We start from the raw sequence: 19,815 nt of genomic DNA on the forward strand, positions 1-19,815 counted from the left end.
TTTTGAGCATAAAAAAAGCTTAAATCAAAAACATGAAAACTTAAAAAACTAAGAAATTAAGAATAAAGCGGAATAGACTATGTAATTACTAAATCTACTAAGTCTTCAATTTTTGAAATTAACTGTACTTTAATTACGGTATCTTTTAAAGAAATTTTATTGTATTTAGATACAAATATGGTAGAGAAACCAAGTTTTTCTGCTTCAAGGATACGCTGTTCCACACGTTGGACTGGACGGATCTCTCCTGACAAACCAACCTCTGCAGCAAAGCAATAATTAGATGGCAAGGCATCATCTTCATTTGAAGACAATATAGCAGCAACTACAGCTAAATCTATTGCCGGATCATCTACATTTATACCTCCCGTAATATTTAAAAATACATCTTTAGCTCCTAATCTAAAACCCGCGCGCTTTTCTAAAACAGCTAACAACATGTTTAAACGCTTAGCATTAAATCCTGTTGCACTACGTTGTGGCGTTCCATAAACCGCTGTACTTACCAATGCTTGCACTTCTATCATTAATGGGCGCATGCCTTCTAATGTTGCAGCAATAGCATTACCTGATAACTCTTCGTCTTTTTTAGAAATTAATATTTCGCTTGGATTAGAAACTTCTCTCAATCCTGAACCTTGCATTTCATAAATACCAAGCTCGTGCGTAGAACCAAAACGGTTTTTTTGAGCACGTAAAATTCTAAACACATGGTTACGATCGCCTTCAAACTGGAGTACCGTATCCACCATATGCTCTAATATCTTTGGACCAGCAATATTACCATCTTTAGTAATATGTCCAATTAAAATTACAGGCGTATTTGTCTCTTTTGCAAATTTAATTAGCTCTGTAGTACATTCTTTTACTTGGCTAATACTTCCGCTTGACGACTCTATATAATCTGAATGAAGTGTTTGAATAGAATCTATGATAACAATATCAGGCTCTAAAGCTTCAATTTGCTTAAAAATATTTTGTGTTTTAGTTTCAGTAAGAATGTAGCAACTTTCGTTATTAGGATTAATACGTTCTGCACGCATTTTTATTTGCTTCTGACTCTCTTCCCCTGAAACGTATAGCGTTTTATAAGGTAGTTTTAATGAAATTTGCAGTAGCAACGTACTTTTACCAATACCTGGCTCTCCTCCCAATAAAGTCAATGACCCTGGCACAATACCACCACCTAAAACACGATTAAATTCGGCATCTAGAGTATCTAATCTTGCCTCTTTGGAAGAGTCAATTTCTTTTATCCTTAACGGTTTTGATGTTCTTTTAGATGTATTACTTGGTGTTTTCCAATCGCTTTTTTCTGGTTTTTGAACCAACTCTTCCACAATTGTATTCCACTCTTTACAAGCGTTACATTGACCTTGCCATTTTGCATATTGCGTACCACAATTCTGGCAAAAAAAACTTGTTTTTACTTTTGCCATAGTTTAGTATCCAAAATCTGCCTTAATTTGTTCTGCTAATTCTAAAACGTGATCTTTAGTAATACCTGCAATTTCAGATAAAACATAAGCTGACTGATAGGTTTTCATTGCTTTTTTAGGCTCTCCTGTTTCTTCAAAAAAGCGTCCTAAATAATAATTACCAAGTAATGTTTCTGGGTATTCTTTACGCGCTAATTTTCCTAAATCCTCAAAATATTCCCATTTTTCATTCTTTTTTATAGCTGCTTCAATAGCTTTAAAATCATTGATTAAAATAGGCTTTTCAATGCCAAATAAATCATCGATCATTTGATATTTATCTGTCAGGTATTCCACTGGATTACCTTCTAATTTAAGAATAGTCTCTTTATATTCTTTCTTGCTAATAGGTTGAAACACAAAAAAGATACTCTCCAAAGCTTTTGGTATCGCATGCGCTGGCAACGTGTAATGAGATGGTCCTTCAAACGTATCAAACGTTTTTAAAACGTTACTGTTTTCTATACTTTCTAAACTTTTAGACAATGCTTCTGTTGTTTCTTGAATTCCCTTAGTATCATTAGTTGTAGTCGCTAAATAATAAAAAGTTTTTTGTTCTAATTTAGGAAACACTTCCGTTAAATAACTAGCCATATCCGGGGCTAATTCTGGACTTAAAACAATATAAGATTGAAATAAAGGCACTCCTTTTAATAAGTAATAATTTATAAAATTGGCTGATTTTCCATGTCCAATAGCTACTTTAAAATTTTCTGTACGGAAGGTTTTATCTATAAAAGGAACCAGTTCCATACTAATAAACTCAAAAAACTCGGCACCTGACTCAACAGGTAATGAATTCTGCTCACTATAATAACAATCGTTTTCACGTAATCCGTATTGATTAATTCCAATTACAATAGCTTCCGGAATATCTTCCCAATAAGCGTAATAATCAACATTACCTGCAACAGGTTCAAACAAATAATCTGCATCAAAGACATAAATTACAGGATACTTTTTACTTGACGTATCGTAATTTCTAGGTAACTGGATTTTTATTTGCCTTGTTTCGCCTAGCTTTTCAGAATTAAGCTCTTTATAAATTGTTTGAGCAGTCACGTTTGACATTATAAATAGGCCAACAAATAGAAAAAGAATACGTTTCATGATAAGTATAATTTAAGTTTGGGTGTAAGTTACAAATTATTTGTTTCGGTTAAAAAATGGAAGATATAATAACGAAATTCCTCCGCAAATAAAAATTAGTATTGTGCTAGAGCTCCACATAATCCATCCAAATGCACGACTTGGATCTTCAGGCAAGCTAAATAAAGAAAAAGCAATAACAATAGCTTCTGGGTAAGACCCAATACCACCATTAGTTGCAGCAACACTAAAGGTTGCCAAAATAAAACCAATTAATATCGCGCCAAACGGAATACTATTTAAATCTGAAAAAGCTAATGTTGTGACATAAAACATTAATAAATACATCACCCAAATAAATAATGTATGAAAAATAAAGGCCCACTTTTTTTTCATTTTAAAAATACTAAGCCCTCCTTCTATCAATCCGCTAACAAACCCTTTTATCTTTAAGGCTATTCTAGACGTGCTACACCTTAAAACCACTATAAATATAACACCTAGAATAGCTAAAACAGAACCAGCAAAAATCACCTTAGTAAGGTCAAACTTGGCTACTAAAAAGTTATATATAAAATCAAATTGGATAAACAAAGTAACAGCTATAATCCCTAGCATGACAATCATGTCCGCAATACGTTCTGCTACTATAGTACCAAAACCTTTTTCAAACGGAACGCCTTCATAATTTGTTAAAATCGAAGCTCTGGCTACTTCTCCTGCTCTTGGGATAGTATAATTAATCAAATAGGTTGCAAATACAGCCATAATACTATTACCTAGCTTGATCTTATAACCAAGAGGCTCTAGCATAAAAACCCATCGATAGGCACGAGACAAATGACTTAAAAGACCAAAAAATACACCTAAAAGAATGTACCCGTAATTTGCATTCTTAGCAAAATCTAAAATATCTTGAAAAGATAATTTTGACAGAGAATACCATATTAAAAATGCTCCCAATAAAATTGGGAGCACGATTTTTAAAAGTTTTAAAACTGGCCTTTTGGACATTTATTTTAATAAGTTATTTGCTTCATTGGGAAATACCAATGATGGCTTAAAAACTTTAGCTTCTTCAATATCCATAAAAGCGTACGTTATTAATATCAAGATATCGTCTTTAGCAACTAATCTTGAAGCCGCACCGTTTAAGGTGATTTCTCCACTGTTTCTTGGTCCAGGAATTGCATAAGTTTCTAAACGTGCGCCATTATTGTTATTTACAATTTGCACTTTTTCTCCTTGAACAATATTTGCTGCATCCATTAAATCTTCATCAATAGTAATACTACCAATATAATTTAGGTCTGCACCCGTTACTTTAACTCTGTGAATTTTAGATTTTACTACTTGTATTTGCATAGGAACAAAGGTAATTAATTTAGAGCGATATTATCTATTAATCTTATGTCTCCTGCATAAACTGCAATAAACGCTCTGTAAGTGTTAGTTTTATGTTTTCGTTTTACTGTTTTTAATGTGTCAACATCGGCAATTATAAAATACTCCAATTCTAATATATCATGATTTACAAACTGCTGCTCAACCCATTGTGTAACTATAGTAGCACTTTTTGTGCCAAATTTTATTTGTGCCTCTTGCAACGTTTTATAGATAAACGGTGCAGCTATTTTGTAATCGGGTTTTAGCCTTACATTTCTAGAACTCATAGCTAAACCATTGGCTTCTCTATGTATTTTACATCCCACAATGTTTACTCCCAAATGATACTTACTAACCAATTTTTTAATAATAGTTAATTGCTGAAAATCCTTTTCTCCAAAATAAGCATTATCAGGCGCTACAATTTCAAACAAACGCTTTACAATTGTTCCAACACCATCAAAATGCCCTTTTCTAAAGCGACCTTCCATTTCAAACTCCAAACCATCAAAACTAAAATGTTGCGCTACAGTATTACCCTCGTATATATCGTCAACACTAGGTGCGTATACAATTATATTTGGTGACACTGTTTTTAAAAGTGCTACATCCTCTTCTAAAGTACGTGGATATTTTTTAAGATCATCAGCATTATCAAACTGGGTTGGATTAACAAAAATGCTAACCACCATAACACCATTATTTAGGAGCCCTTCCTTTATCAAAGACATATGTCCTTGATGCAAAGCGCCCATGGTTGGTACAAAACCTATTTTAGTTCCCTCCTCTTTCAAAGCGGTAACGTGTGTACCTATTTTGTTTTTATTAGTAAATACAAGCATTTTTAATATTTAATTAACGAATGCAAACTTAATATTTTAGTCGCACTTTGCATAAATTTTCGTACTTTTGCGTGTTTTTATTGATAATTCTGAAAAGCTAAACAATATTATGAAAGATAAGAGGATATTATATGTATCATCTGAAGTGGTACCTTATTTACCAGAAACAGAGATTTCTTCAATGTCATTTGAAACACCTAGAATGGTGAATCAACAAGGCGGACAGATTAGAATTTTTATGCCTAAATATGGTAACATCAACGAGAGAAGACATCAATTACATGAAGTTATTCGCTTATCTGGAATTAATTTAATTGTAAACGATTTAGACATGCCTTTAATAATAAAGGTTGCCTCTATCCCAAAAGAGCGTATTCAAGTTTACTTTATTGATAATGACGAATACTTTAAGAGAAAAGCAACTTTAACAGATGAAGATGGAAATCTTTTTCAGGATAATGACGAACGTGCGATTTTCTTTGCAAAAGGTGTTATTGAAACAGTTAAAAAATTAAACTGGTCTCCAGATATTATTCATGTACATGGATGGTTAGCTTCTTTATTACCATTGTATTTAAAACAATTTTATAAAGACGAACCACTTTTCAGCGAAAGCAAAATAGTAACATCTATATATAAAAGTGGTTTTGAAAAAACACTTAATCCTGATTTAATCAAAAAAATACAGTTTGATAAAATCGATGATGATAAAATCAAAACTTTAGTTGAGCCAACATATAATAACCTAATGAAAGTTGCAATTGATAGCTCTGACGCATTAATTGTTGGATCAGAAGATTTACCTGAAGAGTTAACAACTTACCTTAAAGAGTCTGACAAACCTGTTTTAGAATATCACGCAAAAGACGAATTTAGCGAAGCATACACTAATTTTTATACAAACAGCGTTTTAGACTAACGTAATACCATATTTAAGACATATTTATGAAAACATACCTATTGAACGTTATCAAATCTGTATTTTTATTGATAATTGTAGCTTTTACTACTGTTGCCTGTGAAAAAGATTTTGTAAATGTAGAAAGCGACATTAGTGGTGCTCAAAATTTTACCACAAACAGCAGATTATTTCCGTTTGTATCTTACAGCAAAAAGCTAGACCCAGTGCAAACTAATGCAATAACAAGTAATGTTTTAGGTTTCTATAACGACCCTGTTTATGGCGTAACATCTGCTAATTTAGTTACCCAAATAGCTCCAGATGATGTAAGTCCTGACTTTGGTGACAATCTTGAAATTATATCGGTCAAACTATACATACCGTATTATGCAACTGCAGATGACACGGATGACGATGGTAACACAACTTACATATTGGACTCTATTTTTGGTAATGCAACTAGCCCATATAAATTATCGATATTAAAAAACGAATATTACTTACGTAATTTAGATCCAGAATCTGATTTTGGCGAATCTCAGGCATATTACTCAAATGCTTATTCAAGTCTTAACCTAAGTGCTTTTGAAGGAGATTTAATTTACAAAAGTCCGGATAGTGGTTTCGTACCAAGCTCACAATACATTGCGATTGAAGAAATCCCAATTGGAGAAGACGAACTAGAAGAACTAGAAACAAGTCGTGCTCCAGGAATCTATTTAGATTTAAACAATGAAATGTTTGACAATTCAAAATGGAAAGATTTACTAGTGCAATCTGATGGCACAGCAAATCCTAACTTAAATAATATTGCAGATTTTAAAAATGCTTTCAGAGGATTAATTTTTAAAGCAGAACAAATAGGTCTTAACGAAGGTAACATGGCTTATTTAAATCTAAGCGAAGGTGCTACTATTGACATTAGATATGAAACTGACGTAGAAGACACAACTACAAGTGAAAGAGAAAGAGACACATATACATTTAATTTTAATAGTATAAAGTTTAATACTTTTGAAAACGTAACTAACACGATACCTCTTACTGACGGAGATGCTGAAAATGGTGATGATCAACTTTTCATTTCTGGATTTAAAGGCTCAATGGTTGTTTTAGATCTATTTAACGGTGATATCGTAGATGAAACTAATACCACTCAAGATGCTTTTCTTTATTTTAAAGATCGCGAAGACAAATGGTTAATAAATGAAGCTGCTTTAACTTTTTATGTTGACATACCTGTTGGTCAAGGAGGACAAACAGAACCAGATAGAATAATACTTTATGACTTAGAAACTAAAACACCAATAGCAGATTACTTTTTAGATGGAACAGCCACTAGTACTGACCCTGTAAACTCCTTAATACTATACTCTCCAAAATTAGAAAGAGATAGTGATTTGAATGGAATAAAATATAAAATACGACTTACAGAACATTTAAATAATATACTTTTAAACGACTCTGATAACTCTAAATTAGGATTATACATTACAACTAATATTAATTATTCAGCGACATCAAAAATACTAGATACCCTAGAAGATGATACTGTTACATTTGTACCTAAAAGTTCTATAATAGCTCCAGAAGGAACTATATTACACGGTAGCAAATCTAGTGTCCCAGAAAATGTTAGAGCTACTTTTGAAATCTTTTATACAGAAATTGAAAATTAAAAACTTATGTGCGGAATAGTAGGATATATAGGAAAAAGAGAAGCCTACACAATTATAATGGATGGCCTAAAACGTCTAGAATACAGAGGTTATGATAGTGCTGGTATCGCATTGTATGATGGTTCTGAAATAAAACTTTGCAAAACAAAAGGTAAAGTTGCAAACTTAGAAGCGCGCGTTAAAGAAGAAATTACAACTAACGGAAATGTTGGTATAGGTCACACACGTTGGGCAACACATGGTGTGCCAAATGATGTAAACTCTCACCCGCATTATTCTAATTCAGGAGATTTAGTTATTATTCACAATGGTATTATAGAAAATTATGATTCTATAAAAACTGAACTTCTGAAAAGAGGATACGTATTCAAATCAGATACAGATACAGAAGTATTAATAAATCTTATTGAAGAAGTAAAGAAAAAAAACAACGTAAAATTAGGAAAAGCTGTACAACTAGCTCTAAAAGAAGTTGTAGGCGCTTATGCTATTGCTGTTTTCGACAAAAACAAACCAGATGAAATTGTAGTAGCTAAACTAGGAAGTCCTTTGGCGATTGGTATTGGTGAAGATGAGTTTTTTATTGCTAGTGACGCCTCTCCTTTTATAGAATACACTAAAAATGCCATTTATCTTGAAGATGAAGAAATGGCAATTGTCCGAAGAGATAAAAAAATAAAAATCAGAAAAATAAATGACGATTCTGAAGTAACTCCTGCAATGCAAGAGCTTAAATTTAACCTTGAGCAAATAGAAAAAGGAGGATACGAACATTTCATGCTTAAGGAAATTCACGAACAACCTAATGCAATAAGAGACACATACAGAGGTCGTTTACTTGCAAATGAAGGGATTATCAGAATGGCAGGGATTGATGATAACCTTGAAAAATTTTTAAATGCAAACAGGATTATAATCGTAGCCTGTGGTACATCATGGCACGCAGGTCTAGTTGCAGAATATATTTTTGAAGACCTAGCTAGAATTCCTGTAGAAGTAGAATATGCGTCTGAATTTAGATATCGTAATCCAGTAATTACCGATAAAGATGTCGTTATCGCCATATCTCAATCAGGAGAAACTGCAGATACACTAGCAGCAATAAAACTAGCAAAATCTAAAGGCGCTTTTGTTTTTGGAGTTTGTAATGTTGTTGGATCTACTATCGCTAGAGAAACTAATGCAGGTGCTTACACGCATGCTGGTCCAGAGATTGGAGTCGCTTCAACAAAAGCATTTACTACTCAAATCACTGTATTAACGTTAATTGCTTTAAAACTAGCAAAAGCTAACGGAAGCATGTCAAAAACAGTTTTCCATAGTCACTTACAAGAGTTAGAGTTAATTCCTGACAAAGTAAAAGAAGCTTTAAAAGCAGATAAACACATTAAAGAAGTAGCACACATCTATAAAGACGCTAAAAACTGTTTATATTTAGGAAGAGGTTACAACTTCCCGGTTGCTTTAGAAGGCGCCTTAAAACTAAAAGAGATTTCATACATACACGCTGAAGGTTATCCTGCTGCCGAAATGAAACATGGCCCTATAGCTCTAATTGACGATCAAATGCCCGTTTTTGTTATAGCGACTAAAAAAGGACATTACGAAAAAGTCGTTAGTAACATTCAAGAGATTAAATCAAGATCTGGTAAAATCATTGGAATTGTAACCAAAGGAGATATTGATGTAAAAAAAGTAGCAGATCACGTTATTGAAGTACCAGAAACAATAGAATCCTTAACACCTTTATTGACAACTATACCACTTCAATTATTATCCTACCATATAGCAGTAATGCTTGACAAAAATGTTGATCAACCAAGAAACTTGGCTAAATCAGTAACTGTAGAGTAACATTACTCACTTTTATATAGACGCTTCAAAGTTTATAATTATTCATAAAAACACATAAGATTTTATGAATAATTAGCTTTGAAGCGTCTTTTTTTCACAAATACTTATTATGCACGCATAATTTATTGTCTCTTTTTATTAAAATTTCGTTAAAAAACGTATATTGGCTACATAAATTAACTAAATCTAAAAAATGAGAACAATCCTTTCAATTGTATTGTTGTGTTTTTGCGGAATCGCTTTTTCGCAATCAACGATAACAGGAACAGTGTTAGACGACGTAAGTCAACAACCTATTCCAAGCGCAAATGTTGTAATAGTTGGTACATCTGTAGGAACTGCTACAGACTTTGACGGTAACTTTACCCTTAGTACTGATAAAAACCCACCATTTACTATACAAGTTAGTAGCGTTGGTTTTACTGCAAAAGACATAGAAGTTACTTCAAAAAAGCAAGTAATAAACGTAATTCTTAACGAAGGAACATCCTTAGATGAAGTTGTTATATCTGCTTCAAGGACTCCTGAGCGTATTTTCGAATCTTCTGTTACGGTAGAACGTTTTGGTTTAAAAGAAATTAAAAACACTGCGTCTGCCGATTTCTACGATGGACTAGAAAACTTAAAAGGTGTAGATGTTAACACAAATAGTTTAACGTTCAAATCTGTTAACACTCGTGGTTTTGCCACTTTTGCAAACACACGTTTTATGCAGTTAGTTGATGGTATGGACAACTCAACACCAGCTCTAAACTTTCCAATTGGAAACTTAGTAGGTATGACTGAAACTGATGTTTTAAGTGTAGAGTTACTTCCTGGTGCTTCTTCTGCGTTATACGGAGCAAATGCATTTAATGGTATTTTATTTATGAGAAGTAAAAACCCATTTGATCATCAAGGAATAAGTGCATCTATCAAAAGAGGAATTACTTCTCAAGAAGCTGCAGGAGACAACCCTTATACTGACTTAAGTTTAAGAATGGCTCACAAATTCAGTGATAAAATTGCTGTTAAAGTTAACTTCGGATACTTGAAAGGTACAGATTGGCAAGCAACTAGCGAAGTTGATAAAATAGACCCAACTAGAACAAGATCAAACACAAACTATGACGGTATAAATGTATATGGAGATGAAGTGTCTACTAATATTAGAGCTGCGTCAGGATTAGGTATTATTCCAGATGTAGTTGTAAGTAGAACAGGTTATAACGAACGTGACTTAACTAATTACAATGCAGAAAGCATTAAATCTGATTGGGGATTATATTACCGTCCAATTGAAGATAGTAATTTAGAAATTTCTTACGTAGGAAAGGTCGGAACAGGAACAACTATTTACCAAGGAACAAACAGATATAATATCAATGGTTTTTTCCAACAACAACATAAACTAGAAGTTAAAAATGACAACTTCTTTGTTCGTGCTTATGAGGTTTCTGATAAAGCAGGAAAATCTTACGACATGGTATTTACTGGGATTAACATAAATAGAGCTTGGAAGAGTGATACTGATTGGTTTCAAGATTATATCGGAGCCTATGCTGGACTTGAATTAACAGGGAATCCAGGAGGTTTAACGGATCAGCAAAAACATGACTTTGCAAGATCTGTCGCTGATGAAGTAATTGACCCAGATGGTGTTGATGACGGAATAGAGCGATTTGTTCCTGGTTCTCCAGAATATGTTGCTGCTTTCAATAAAAGTATAAATGATCCAGATTTAAGAACTGGTTCTAAATTTCAAGATGCTTCTAAGTATTTTCATAGTGATGCTAACTACAACCTCGGACACTTAATTGATTTTGCTGAAATACAAGTAGGTGGATCTTACAGAAAGTATAAATTAAATTCTGGTGGAACAATCTACACAGATAGACTTAGTCCTATAGAGTACTCTGAATTTGGAATCTATTCTCAAATACAAAAGGAAATTGAACTAGATGAAGAAATGGAATTAAAACTTACTGTTTCTGGTAGATACGATAAATCAGAATTATTTGATGGTTTTTTCTCTCCTAGATTATCTGCAGCACTAACATTAAATAGAAATCATAATGTTAGAGCCTCAGTACAAACTGGTTTTAGAAACCCAACGACTCAAGATTTATTTATTGGATTAGATGCTGGTAGAGCAATTTTAGTAGGATCTGCTGCTAGTAACTTAAACAGGTATTCTGGAGACTACGATGTTAGTTTAGTAGGACAGACAACTTATGGTCAATCAAACACAATTACACAAACAGGAGCTGCAGCATATAACAATTCTTATTCTGCAAGCTCAGTAGTTGCATTTGCAGCAGCAGGAAACCCTGCATTATTAGATATTGCTAACCCAGAGATTATCAAACCAGAAAAAGTAACTTCAATGGAAGTTGGGTATAGAGGTAAATACGAAAGTATCATTGTAGATTTAAGTGCATACTATAACAAATATGAAGATTTTATTTCTCAAGAAGTTGTTGTTGCACCACTTTACGGAACTGTTGGAGACAATAGTTTATCTGTAGCTGCATTAGCAAACGGAGATTTTAAAACATATAGTGCTTATACCAACTCTGATGTTGATGTAAACTCTTATGGTGCTTCAATTGGTTTATCTACTAAAATATTTAATGGTTTTGATTTAGGAGGAAGTTATACGTTTACAAAACAAGATTTTGATCAAGCAGCAAATCCAGATTTTCAAACCAATTTTAACACACCGGAACATAAGTTTAAAGCTTCTTTTGGGAATACTAATTTATTCGAAAACTTTGGATTTAATGTCGCTTATAGATTTAGTGATGACTACTTCTGGGAAGCAACATTTGGGAATGGAATCGTTCCAGAATTTCACACTATAGATGCACAAATAAACTATAGAGTTCCTAGTTTAAAATCAATAATTAAAGTAGGTGCTACAAACTTAACTGGTAATGAATATTTTACTGCTTTTGGAACAGGATTTATTGGATCAATGTATTATGCATCACTAACAATTAACAACTTATAATAATGAAGACATTAAAAAATATAAAATATATAGGGCTTCTTGCCATAGCTATAGGTTTTACAGCATGTAGTGATGAATCAGATTTTGAGGAGTTTTTAGACCAACCGCCAACGGATGCGGCAGTATTACCTAGCTTAACTGCTGGTTCTGCGGATTTCTCAAACTTTGTATCTTTAGGGGCTTCTTTTACATCTGGATTTACAGATGGTGCTTTATTTATTGCAGCACAAGAAAACTCTTTTCCAAACACATTGTCAAAACAATTTGCTAACGCTAATGGAGGTGTTTTTACACAACCATTAATGAATGACAATATTGGAGGATTATTATTTGGAACTACTGTTGTAGCAAATCCTAGATTATTCTTCAACGGTGCTGGACCTTCTGTATTACCTGCAACTCCAACTACTGATATTACAGTAAGTTTAGCTGCAGACGGAAGCATCTTTAAAAACGTAGGTGTACCAGGAGCAAAAAGTACACATATAGATTTTAATGGTTACGCTAGTTTAAATCCATATTTTGGAAGAATGGCTAACCCAGCATCAGTATCAATGCTAGAATATACAATTGCACAAAACCCAACATTTTTCACTTTATCAGAAATAGGTGGAAATGATGTATTAGGATATGCAACTAAAGGTGGTGACGGAACAGACCCTATTACACCAACAGCTACTTTTGATTTTGTTTTTAACGACATGGTGAATCAATTAACAGCTGTTTGTCCAAACGGAGTAGTAACTAACGTACCATATATTACAGATTTACCACACTTTACAACGGTACCTCATAACCCACTAGATCCTACAAACCCAGCTTTTGGACCACAAATACCATTACTTAATTCAATATTTGGTGCATTAAACCCAATATTTGAAGCAGTAGATCCAGCTAGAGCAATTATATTTTCTGAGACTGCAGCAAGTGCAGTTGTTATTAGAGACGAAAGCTTAGCTGACATATCAAGTATAATCATTGCACAATTAAATGCTAGTCCAACATTCCCAGCATTTATTGCTCAATTTGGATTACCGGCAGCAGCAGCGCCTTTAGTAGCTAACTTATTAGGTACAACTTATGGTCAAACTAGACAAGCAACAGCGTCGGATTTATTAGTCCTTCCTAGTTCTAGTATTATTGGAACAGTAAATACAGCTAATGTAGCAATCTTAATGGGACAAGGCTTACCTCAAGCTTTAGCAGGACAGTTTTCTGTAGAAGGTGTTAGTTTACCTCTTGAAGACAAATGGGTACTAATCCCTACAGAACAAGATGAAATTAAAACAGCAACTGATGCATACAATGCAACTATTGCAAGTGTAGCTAGTGCAAAAGGATTAGCATTAGTCGATTTAAACGACATATTAGGTCAAGCTTCAACAGTTGGAGTTGATTTTGATAGCTATAACCTAACTACAGATTTAGTAACTGGAGGACTAGTAAGTTTAGATGGAATACATTTAACAGCTAGAGGTTATGGGTTAATGGCAAACAAGTTTTTAGAAGCTATTGATGCTACTTACGGATCTAACTTCGTAGCTTCAGGAAATGTAGCTATCGCAGAAGACTTTGGTGTAACATATTCACCTACATTACAATAGACAATAAACAGTATATTTAAAGCACCTGTATATTACATAATAATACGCAGGTGTTTTTTTATATATAAAAAAGTTTCTGTCCACTTTCATTTTAAATTAAAACACCTATCTTTGCACGCGAAAACAGAAGGTGTTTTCTTTCAATTAAATACCATAATATTAAACACATAAGTAATGTCAAAAGTTACAGGTAAAGTTGCTCAAATAGTAGGTCCAGTTATCGATGTAGAATTCGCTGCTGGTTCTGAACTACCAAAAATTTACGATTCATTAGAAATTAATAAAGCTGATGGTTCAAAACTAGTATTAGAAGTACAATCTCACATTGGTGAAGACACAGTGCGTACAATTGCTATGGACTCTTCAGATGGATTAAGTAGAGGAACAGAAGTTATTGCTACTGGTGCTCCAATACAAATGCCAATTGGTGGCGATATCTACGGACGTTTATTTAACGTTATTGGAGATGCAATTGACGGTTTAGGTGATTTACCTAAAGCTGGAGATGCTGGTTTACCAATACACAGACAAGCGCCTAAATTTGAAGACTTATCAACATCTACTGAGGTGCTATTTACAGGTATTAAGGTAATTGATTTAATTGAGCCTTATGCAAAAGGAGGTAAAATTGGATTATTTGGTGGTGCCGGAGTAGGTAAAACTGTATTAATTCAAGAATTAATTAACAACATTGCAAAAGGACACGGTGGACTTTCAGTATTCGCAGGAGTAGGAGAAAGAACACGTGAAGGTAACGATTTACTTCGTGAGATGTTAGAGTCAGGAATTATCAAGTATGGTGATGACTTTATGCACTCTATGGAAGAAGGCGGTTGGGATCTTCAAAAGGTTGACAAAAACGTAATGAAGGATTCAAAAGCAACTTTTGTTTTTGGACAAATGAATGAGCCACCTGGAGCTCGTGCTCGTGTAGCACTTTCAGGATTAACAATAGCAGAATACTTCCGTGATGGCGCTGGAGAAGGACAAGGAAAAGATGTACTTTTCTTCGTAGATAACATCTTCCGTTTTACACAAGCTGGTTCTGAGGTATCTGCATTATTAGGTCGTATGCCTTCTGCAGTAGGTTACCAACCAACATTAGCAACAGAGATGGGTGCAATGCAAGAGCGTATTACATCAACTAAAAGAGGTTCTATTACATCTGTACAAGCTGTATATGTACCTGCAGATGATTTAACAGATCCTGCACCAGCAACAACGTTTGCTCACTTAGATGCAACAACTGTATTATCACGTAAAATTGCTGAGCTAGGTATTTACCCAGCAGTAGATCCATTAGATTCTACATCAAGAATTTTAACAGCTGATATTTTAGGAGATGAGCACTATGACTGTGCACAACGTGTTAAGGAATTATTACAACGTTATAAAGAATTACAAGATATTATTGCCATTTTAGGAATGGAGGAATTATCTGAAGAAGATAAAATGGCTGTAGGTAGAGCAAGACGTGTACAACGTTTCTTATCTCAACCTTTCCACGTAGCAGAGCAGTTTACTGGTCTTAAAGGTGTTTTAGTAGACATTAAGGAAACAATTAAAGGATTTAACATGATTATGGATGGTGGTTTAGATCACTTACCAGAAGCTGCCTTTAACCTTAAAGGATCTATTGAAGAAGCTATCGAAGCTGGAGAGAAAATGCTTGCTGAAGCTTAATATGAGTTAGTAGTTTACAGTGTAATCTTTTTAAGAGAAACACTGTAAACTGCAAACTGCAAACTGCAAACTATAAGACTATGTATTTAGAAATTGTATCACCAGAAGCAACCTTATTTAGTGGAGAAGTAACTAGCGTTACAGTTCCTGGACTAGATGGTGACTTTGAAATGTTAAACAATCACGCACCGGTAGTGTCTCTTTTAAAAGAAGGAACTGTAAAAATTACAGGAAACATTACTTTAGATAAAGAAGTTGAATCTAACTTTACAAAGGGAGATAAAAACACTACTTTATTGAAAATTAATTCTGGTACGCTAGAAATGAATGGCAACAAAGTAATTGTATTAGCTGACTAATACTATTATTAAATTTATATAAAAAAAGCGAAACATTAGTTTCGCTTTTTTTTGTGTTATACTTTAAGGTTATACCTTTTTAATCACGTTGGTTACAATACCCCAAATTAAAAAATTATTGTCTTCTGTTATTTTGATAATTGGATAGTTTGGATTTTCTGGCTGTAGCCAAACTTCGTCTTGAGAAACACGAAGACGCTTAACCGTAAATTCGCCATCCAAAAAGCACACTGCTATTTTATTGTTTGCTGGTTCTAGACTTCTGTCAATTACTAGTAAATCGTTATCGTCTAATCCAGCGCCAATCATAGACTGCCCGCTGACTTTTGCATAAAAAGTCGTTTCTTTATTTTTAACCAACTCCTCATCTAAAGATAATCGTTGCTGATTAAAATCTTCGGCAGGTGCAGGAAAACCAGCAGATATACCAGTATCAAAAAACTGTCCAGCTGCGTCATCTACTGCGTCCGGCGTAAAGAAGGTTAAGCTTCCTGATTTATGTGCTATCATAACTATTATTCTATTAGATTACTGCGTATGCGTTAAGGATTGAGCGGTCTGTCTGAGCTCCTCGCAGAGAGCGAGTAGCGAAAGCCTGACCCTTGGGTAACGCCCTTAATTCCTTTTTTTAAAGATAGGCATTACAGTATATAACTTACAACATTATTTTACTACAATTACCTTTTATTAACGTCTAACTATCAATACAGTTGGCGCATAGGATAATAAAAAGCGTTGGATTAAATAATTTTGTAACAAATACTAAGTTTTAACTACCTATAGTTAAGAAACTGAAATAGGCGACTTTAAATTTTGCCTAACAAATTCAAACACACTATATTCAATCTTTAAAACTAAACATTATGTTAGAGTGGTTTAATGCCTTAGCGTGGTTCCCAAAAGTATTTTGGATGATCGCAACAATAGCGTCCTTTATTTTTATTATTACTATTATCATGTCTTTTGCTGGCGGAGATACCGACGATTTTGGAGATGTTGATGCGGATATTGATGGTGACACAGGCATTGGTTTTCAGTTTATTACATTTAAAAACCTTGTTGGTTTCTTTACTATTTTTGGATGGTCCGGAATTGCATGTATAGATGCGGGATTATCTCAAACATTAACCATTATAATTGCAATTGCCTGTGGTATGGTAATGATGGCAATAATGGCTGCGATGTTTTATTCTATGAGAAAACTAAGTGATAGCGGTACTTTAGATTACAACAATGCCATAAACCAAATTGGAGAAGTCTATTTAACGGTTGGTGCCAACCGCTCTAAAATAGGAAAAGCACATGTTAGAATACAAGGCGCTTTACGCGAATTAGAAGCTTTAACGGATCACCCAACAGATTTAAAAACAGGGACCGTTATACAAGTCAAGGAAGTGACTTCTAATGGCATATTAATTATTGATAAACTAAACAACTAAATAAACCTATGACTCTACAAATCACACAAGACTCCTTAAATTTAGGATTCCCGGTAGCTATTATTGCTGCTGTATTATTTATTTTCTTATTTTTTATTGTATTAATAAGACGTTACAAACGTTGTCCTTCTGACCGTATACTTGTGGTTTACGGAAAAGTTGGAGGCGGGCAATCTGCTAAATGTATACATGGTGGTGCTGCCTTTATTTTACCGGTAATACAAGATTATCAGTTTTTAGATTTAACACCAATATCTATTGAGGTTAATCTAGTTAACGCCCTATCAAAACAAAACATACGTGTAAATGTGCCTTCAAGATTTACTATTGGTGTGTCTACAGAACCAGGCATTATGCAAAATGCTGCCGAACGTTTATTAGGATTACCTCAGGATAGCATACAAGAATTAGCTCAAGAAATAATTTTTGGTCAACTGCGTTTGGTTGTTGCCTCTATGGATATTGAAGAAATTAACAGTGATAGAGATAAGTTTTTAACTAATATATCACAAAGTGTTGAGTCTGAATTAAAGAAAGTAGGTCTTAAACTTATTAACGTAAACATAACGGATATTGTTGATGAGTCTGGTTATATCGAGGCTTTAGGAAAAGAAGCTGCAGCACACGCTATTAACGCCGCCCGTAAATCTGTAGCCGAGAAAAACAGAGATGGATCTATTGGTGAGGCTAATGCTGTACAAGATGAAAGATCACAGGTTGCTGCTGCTAACGCACAAGCTGTAGAAGGAGAAAACACAGCTAAAATTGCTGTAGCTAATTCTGACTCTTTACGTCGTCAACGTGAAGCAGAGGCAGGTCGTGTGGCTATAGCATCAGAGAAAGTACAAACTGCCAAAGCATTAGAAGAATCTTATGCAGCAGAGCAAATTGCTGAATCTGCAAGAGCGGAGCGTGAACGATCTTCTCAAATGGCAGATATTATTGTCCCTGCTGAAATTGATAAACGTAAAGTTGAAATTGATGCAGAAGCTAGAGCTGAAAATATTAGAAGAATTGCAAAAGGGGAAGCGGATGCGATTTTATTTAAGGCACAAGCCGAAGCACAAGGTCAATTTGAAATTTTAACCAAGCAAGCTGCGGGTATGGAACAAATTGTTAAAGCTGCCGGTAACAACTCTAAGGATGCGGTACTATTATTAATTGCAGATAAGCTACCAGAATTAGTAAAAACGCAAGCAGAAGCTATTAAAAACATAAAAATAGACAAGGTAACGGTTTGGGAGAATGGTGGAAGTGGCGCTGATGGAAAATCATCAACTGCTAACTTTTTATCAGGAATGTATAAATCGGTACCACCACTTCAAGACATGTTTAATATGGCCGGAATGGACTTACCAGAATATTTAAAAGGTAAAGACAAAACGCCTATTGAAGAGGCTAAAATAGATGATAGTACAACTGAATAATCTTAATAGTAAATCATAAATAAAAAACTCACAGATTTAAAATCTGTGAGTTTTTTTTAATCTTCTGTGTATTCTAAAATATCTGCTGGCTGACAATTTAATGCTTTACAAATGGCTTCTAAAGTAGAAAATCGCACCGCTTTAGCTTTCCCTGATTTGAGAATAGATAGATTAGCGGTTGTAATACCTATAAGCTCAGCCAATTCTTTACTTTTCATCTTGCGCTTGGCAAGCATGACGTCTAAGTTTACTGTTATTGACATAGGCTATATTGTTAGGTCGTTTTCTTGTTGCAGTTGATTACCTGATTTTAATAAACTAGCCAAAACTAATAATGAAAGTCCAACTACAAAAAAGGCAAAATCAAATTCTAATCGAGGATTAATAGACAACTCTAAACCATCAGACAATCTTTTACCCTCTATCAAAGTTTTTACACCTATACGTCCATAATAAGTACTTAAGACATAACTAAATAACAAACTTAGAGATTCCGAAATAATAAAAACTGCCCCTAACCATCTAACCTCCTTATAAAGATTATTAGTAAAAGATAAAGATTTCTTAAGACGAAAAAATATTCTTTCTAGAAAGAAAAGGATGATTATTAGACTAAACAGCCCTATATAAGCCTTAAATATTTGCAAGAAACTAATTAATTTATTTTCAGACTTAGCAATAATATAACCATCAGATCTAAAAGAAGAGGCTTTGGTGTGAAAATATTCCTTGTCACTGTCAAAATGAAAACTTAGTATATTTTTTGTGCCATCGTTAATGTCGTCCGGAAGTATATCTACATATTTTGGATTACTACTCCACCCTTTTCGACCACCCTTACTTACATGTTTTTTTACATTTAAACTAATCTCATTATTAAAAATAGGCTTATTAACTCTTGTGTTTATTGTTACCGGAATAGGATACCCATTAGAATGATGAGTTCCACTAAAATTTCCAACCTTTCCATTGTCAGTAAAAATATCGAAACCTATATTAATTAGTAAGAAAAGAGACATTATTACTAGTAAACCAGCAAATAATCGATGTAATATATTTATCAAAGTTTTATTTTTTTTCAT

17 protein-coding genes are annotated in these 19,815 nt (G+C 33.8%); 9 read left to right on the forward strand and 8 right to left on the reverse strand.

Features of this window, described 5'->3' with window-relative positions:
- Positions 1 to 77: 77 nt before the first annotated feature.
- The 5 genes from radA to panC are packed head-to-tail and all read right to left on the reverse strand — an operon-like array spanning position 78 to position 4,795.
- On the reverse strand, positions 78 to 1,439 hold the full coding sequence (gene radA, locus BMZ09_RS01045) for a DNA repair protein RadA (RefSeq protein ID WP_090836715.1): 1,362 nt from the start codon (positions 1,437 to 1,439) through the stop codon (positions 78 to 80).
- 3 nt (positions 1,440 to 1,442) lie between these two features.
- Positions 1,443 to 2,588, reverse strand: a complete 1,146-nt coding sequence (locus BMZ09_RS01050; protein WP_090836717.1) for an alpha/beta hydrolase — start codon at positions 2,586 to 2,588, stop codon at positions 1,443 to 1,445.
- Positions 2,589 to 2,624: 36 nt separating this feature from the next.
- Complete coding sequence (locus BMZ09_RS01055) at positions 2,625 to 3,581, reverse strand: lysylphosphatidylglycerol synthase transmembrane domain-containing protein (protein WP_090836719.1); 957 nt, start codon at positions 3,579 to 3,581, stop codon at positions 2,625 to 2,627.
- A complete protein-coding gene (panD, locus tag BMZ09_RS01060) occupies positions 3,582 to 3,932 on the reverse strand; it encodes an aspartate 1-decarboxylase (protein ID WP_028291594.1) in 351 nt (116 codons plus the stop codon).
- 14 nt (positions 3,933 to 3,946) lie between these two features.
- Positions 3,947 to 4,795: a pantoate--beta-alanine ligase gene (panC, locus tag BMZ09_RS01065; protein ID WP_090836720.1), complete on the reverse strand. Its 849-nt coding sequence runs from the start codon at positions 4,793 to 4,795 to the stop codon at positions 3,947 to 3,949.
- Positions 4,796 to 4,904: 109 nt separating this feature from the next.
- Between panC and BMZ09_RS01070 the strand changes: the two genes are divergently transcribed.
- The 7 genes from BMZ09_RS01070 to BMZ09_RS01100 all read left to right on the forward strand — a co-directional run bounded on the left by BMZ09_RS01070 (position 4,905) and on the right by BMZ09_RS01100 (position 15,867).
- Positions 4,905 to 5,714, forward strand: coding sequence for a glycogen/starch synthase (locus BMZ09_RS01070; protein WP_090837372.1), 810 nt, complete (start codon positions 4,905 to 4,907; stop codon positions 5,712 to 5,714).
- Between the two features lie 26 nt (positions 5,715 to 5,740).
- Complete coding sequence (locus tag BMZ09_RS01075; protein WP_090836722.1) at positions 5,741 to 7,375, forward strand: BamH family beta-barrel-assembly machinery protein; 1,635 nt, start codon at positions 5,741 to 5,743, stop codon at positions 7,373 to 7,375.
- A 6-nt stretch (positions 7,376 to 7,381) separates the two neighbouring features.
- Positions 7,382 to 9,229 (forward strand): glutamine--fructose-6-phosphate transaminase (isomerizing), encoded by a 1,848-nt coding sequence (glmS, locus tag BMZ09_RS01080; protein ID WP_090836724.1) that lies wholly within the window; start codon positions 7,382 to 7,384, stop codon positions 9,227 to 9,229.
- A 193-nt stretch (positions 9,230 to 9,422) separates the two neighbouring features.
- Positions 9,423 to 12,221, forward strand: a complete 2,799-nt coding sequence (locus BMZ09_RS01085; protein ID WP_090836725.1) for a TonB-dependent receptor — start codon at positions 9,423 to 9,425, stop codon at positions 12,219 to 12,221.
- Positions 12,222 to 12,223: 2 nt separating this feature from the next.
- Complete coding sequence (locus BMZ09_RS01090) at positions 12,224 to 13,825, forward strand: SGNH/GDSL hydrolase family protein (RefSeq protein ID WP_090836727.1); 1,602 nt, start codon at positions 12,224 to 12,226, stop codon at positions 13,823 to 13,825.
- 174 nt (positions 13,826 to 13,999) lie between these two features.
- Complete coding sequence (gene atpD / locus BMZ09_RS01095) at positions 14,000 to 15,508, forward strand: F0F1 ATP synthase subunit beta (protein ID WP_090836729.1); 1,509 nt, start codon at positions 14,000 to 14,002, stop codon at positions 15,506 to 15,508.
- 80 nt (positions 15,509 to 15,588) lie between these two features.
- Complete coding sequence (locus BMZ09_RS01100) at positions 15,589 to 15,867, forward strand: F0F1 ATP synthase subunit delta/epsilon (RefSeq protein ID WP_090836730.1); 279 nt, start codon at positions 15,589 to 15,591, stop codon at positions 15,865 to 15,867.
- A 69-nt stretch (positions 15,868 to 15,936) separates the two neighbouring features.
- Here BMZ09_RS01100 and BMZ09_RS01105 read toward each other — a convergent pair whose 3' ends face one another.
- Positions 15,937 to 16,377: a LexA family protein gene (locus BMZ09_RS01105; protein ID WP_090836731.1), complete on the reverse strand. Its 441-nt coding sequence runs from the start codon at positions 16,375 to 16,377 to the stop codon at positions 15,937 to 15,939.
- Positions 16,378 to 16,730: 353 nt separating this feature from the next.
- On the opposite strand from BMZ09_RS01105, the gene BMZ09_RS01110 reads away from it, so the two are divergent.
- Together BMZ09_RS01110 and BMZ09_RS01115 are read left to right on the forward strand one after the other, a co-directional pair.
- Positions 16,731 to 17,306, forward strand: coding sequence for a hypothetical protein (locus BMZ09_RS01110; protein WP_090836733.1), 576 nt, complete (start codon positions 16,731 to 16,733; stop codon positions 17,304 to 17,306).
- 8 nt (positions 17,307 to 17,314) lie between these two features.
- Positions 17,315 to 18,733: a flotillin family protein gene (locus BMZ09_RS01115; RefSeq protein ID WP_090836735.1), complete on the forward strand. Its 1,419-nt coding sequence runs from the start codon at positions 17,315 to 17,317 to the stop codon at positions 18,731 to 18,733.
- A 56-nt stretch (positions 18,734 to 18,789) separates the two neighbouring features.
- Here BMZ09_RS01115 and BMZ09_RS01120 read toward each other — a convergent pair whose 3' ends face one another.
- Both BMZ09_RS01120 and BMZ09_RS01125 read right to left on the reverse strand, forming a co-directional pair.
- Positions 18,790 to 18,996 (reverse strand): helix-turn-helix domain-containing protein, encoded by a 207-nt coding sequence (locus tag BMZ09_RS01120; protein ID WP_090836737.1) that lies wholly within the window; start codon positions 18,994 to 18,996, stop codon positions 18,790 to 18,792.
- A gap of 3 nt (positions 18,997 to 18,999) precedes the next feature.
- Positions 19,000 to 19,815 carry a DUF2975 domain-containing protein gene (locus BMZ09_RS01125; RefSeq protein WP_090836739.1) on the reverse strand — a complete coding sequence of 272 codons (816 nt, stop codon included), beginning with the start codon at positions 19,813 to 19,815 and terminating at the stop codon, positions 19,000 to 19,002.

It is taken from the genome of Olleya namhaensis (assembly GCF_900114005.1).
Lineage (GTDB): Bacteria > Bacteroidota > Bacteroidia > Flavobacteriales > Flavobacteriaceae > Olleya > Olleya namhaensis.

Coding starts and splice junctions, on each gene's coding strand:
- radA (WP_090836715.1), bottom strand. CDS start 1,439: ATGGCAAAAGTAAAAACAAGTTTTTTTTGCCAGAATTGTGGTACGCAA.
- BMZ09_RS01050 (WP_090836717.1), bottom strand. CDS start 2,588: ATGAAACGTATTCTTTTTCTATTTGTTGGCCTATTTATAATGTCAAAC.
- BMZ09_RS01055 (WP_090836719.1), bottom strand. CDS start 3,581: ATGTCCAAAAGGCCAGTTTTAAAACTTTTAAAAATCGTGCTCCCAATT.
- panD (WP_028291594.1), bottom strand. CDS start 3,932: ATGCAAATACAAGTAGTAAAATCTAAAATTCACAGAGTTAAAGTAACG.
- panC (WP_090836720.1), bottom strand. CDS start 4,795: ATGCTTGTATTTACTAATAAAAACAAAATAGGTACACACGTTACCGCT.
- BMZ09_RS01070 (WP_090837372.1), top strand. CDS start 4,905: ATGAAAGATAAGAGGATATTATATGTATCATCTGAAGTGGTACCTTAT.
- BMZ09_RS01075 (WP_090836722.1), top strand. CDS start 5,741: ATGAAAACATACCTATTGAACGTTATCAAATCTGTATTTTTATTGATA.
- glmS (WP_090836724.1), top strand. CDS start 7,382: ATGTGCGGAATAGTAGGATATATAGGAAAAAGAGAAGCCTACACAATT.
- BMZ09_RS01085 (WP_090836725.1), top strand. CDS start 9,423: ATGAGAACAATCCTTTCAATTGTATTGTTGTGTTTTTGCGGAATCGCT.
- BMZ09_RS01090 (WP_090836727.1), top strand. CDS start 12,224: ATGAAGACATTAAAAAATATAAAATATATAGGGCTTCTTGCCATAGCT.
- atpD (WP_090836729.1), top strand. CDS start 14,000: ATGTCAAAAGTTACAGGTAAAGTTGCTCAAATAGTAGGTCCAGTTATC.
- BMZ09_RS01100 (WP_090836730.1), top strand. CDS start 15,589: ATGTATTTAGAAATTGTATCACCAGAAGCAACCTTATTTAGTGGAGAA.
- BMZ09_RS01105 (WP_090836731.1), bottom strand. CDS start 16,377: ATGATAGCACATAAATCAGGAAGCTTAACCTTCTTTACGCCGGACGCA.
- BMZ09_RS01110 (WP_090836733.1), top strand. CDS start 16,731: ATGTTAGAGTGGTTTAATGCCTTAGCGTGGTTCCCAAAAGTATTTTGG.
- BMZ09_RS01115 (WP_090836735.1), top strand. CDS start 17,315: ATGACTCTACAAATCACACAAGACTCCTTAAATTTAGGATTCCCGGTA.
- BMZ09_RS01120 (WP_090836737.1), bottom strand. CDS start 18,996: ATGTCAATAACAGTAAACTTAGACGTCATGCTTGCCAAGCGCAAGATG.
- BMZ09_RS01125 (WP_090836739.1), bottom strand. CDS start 19,815: ATGAAAAAAAATAAAACTTTGATAAATATATTACATCGATTATTTGCT.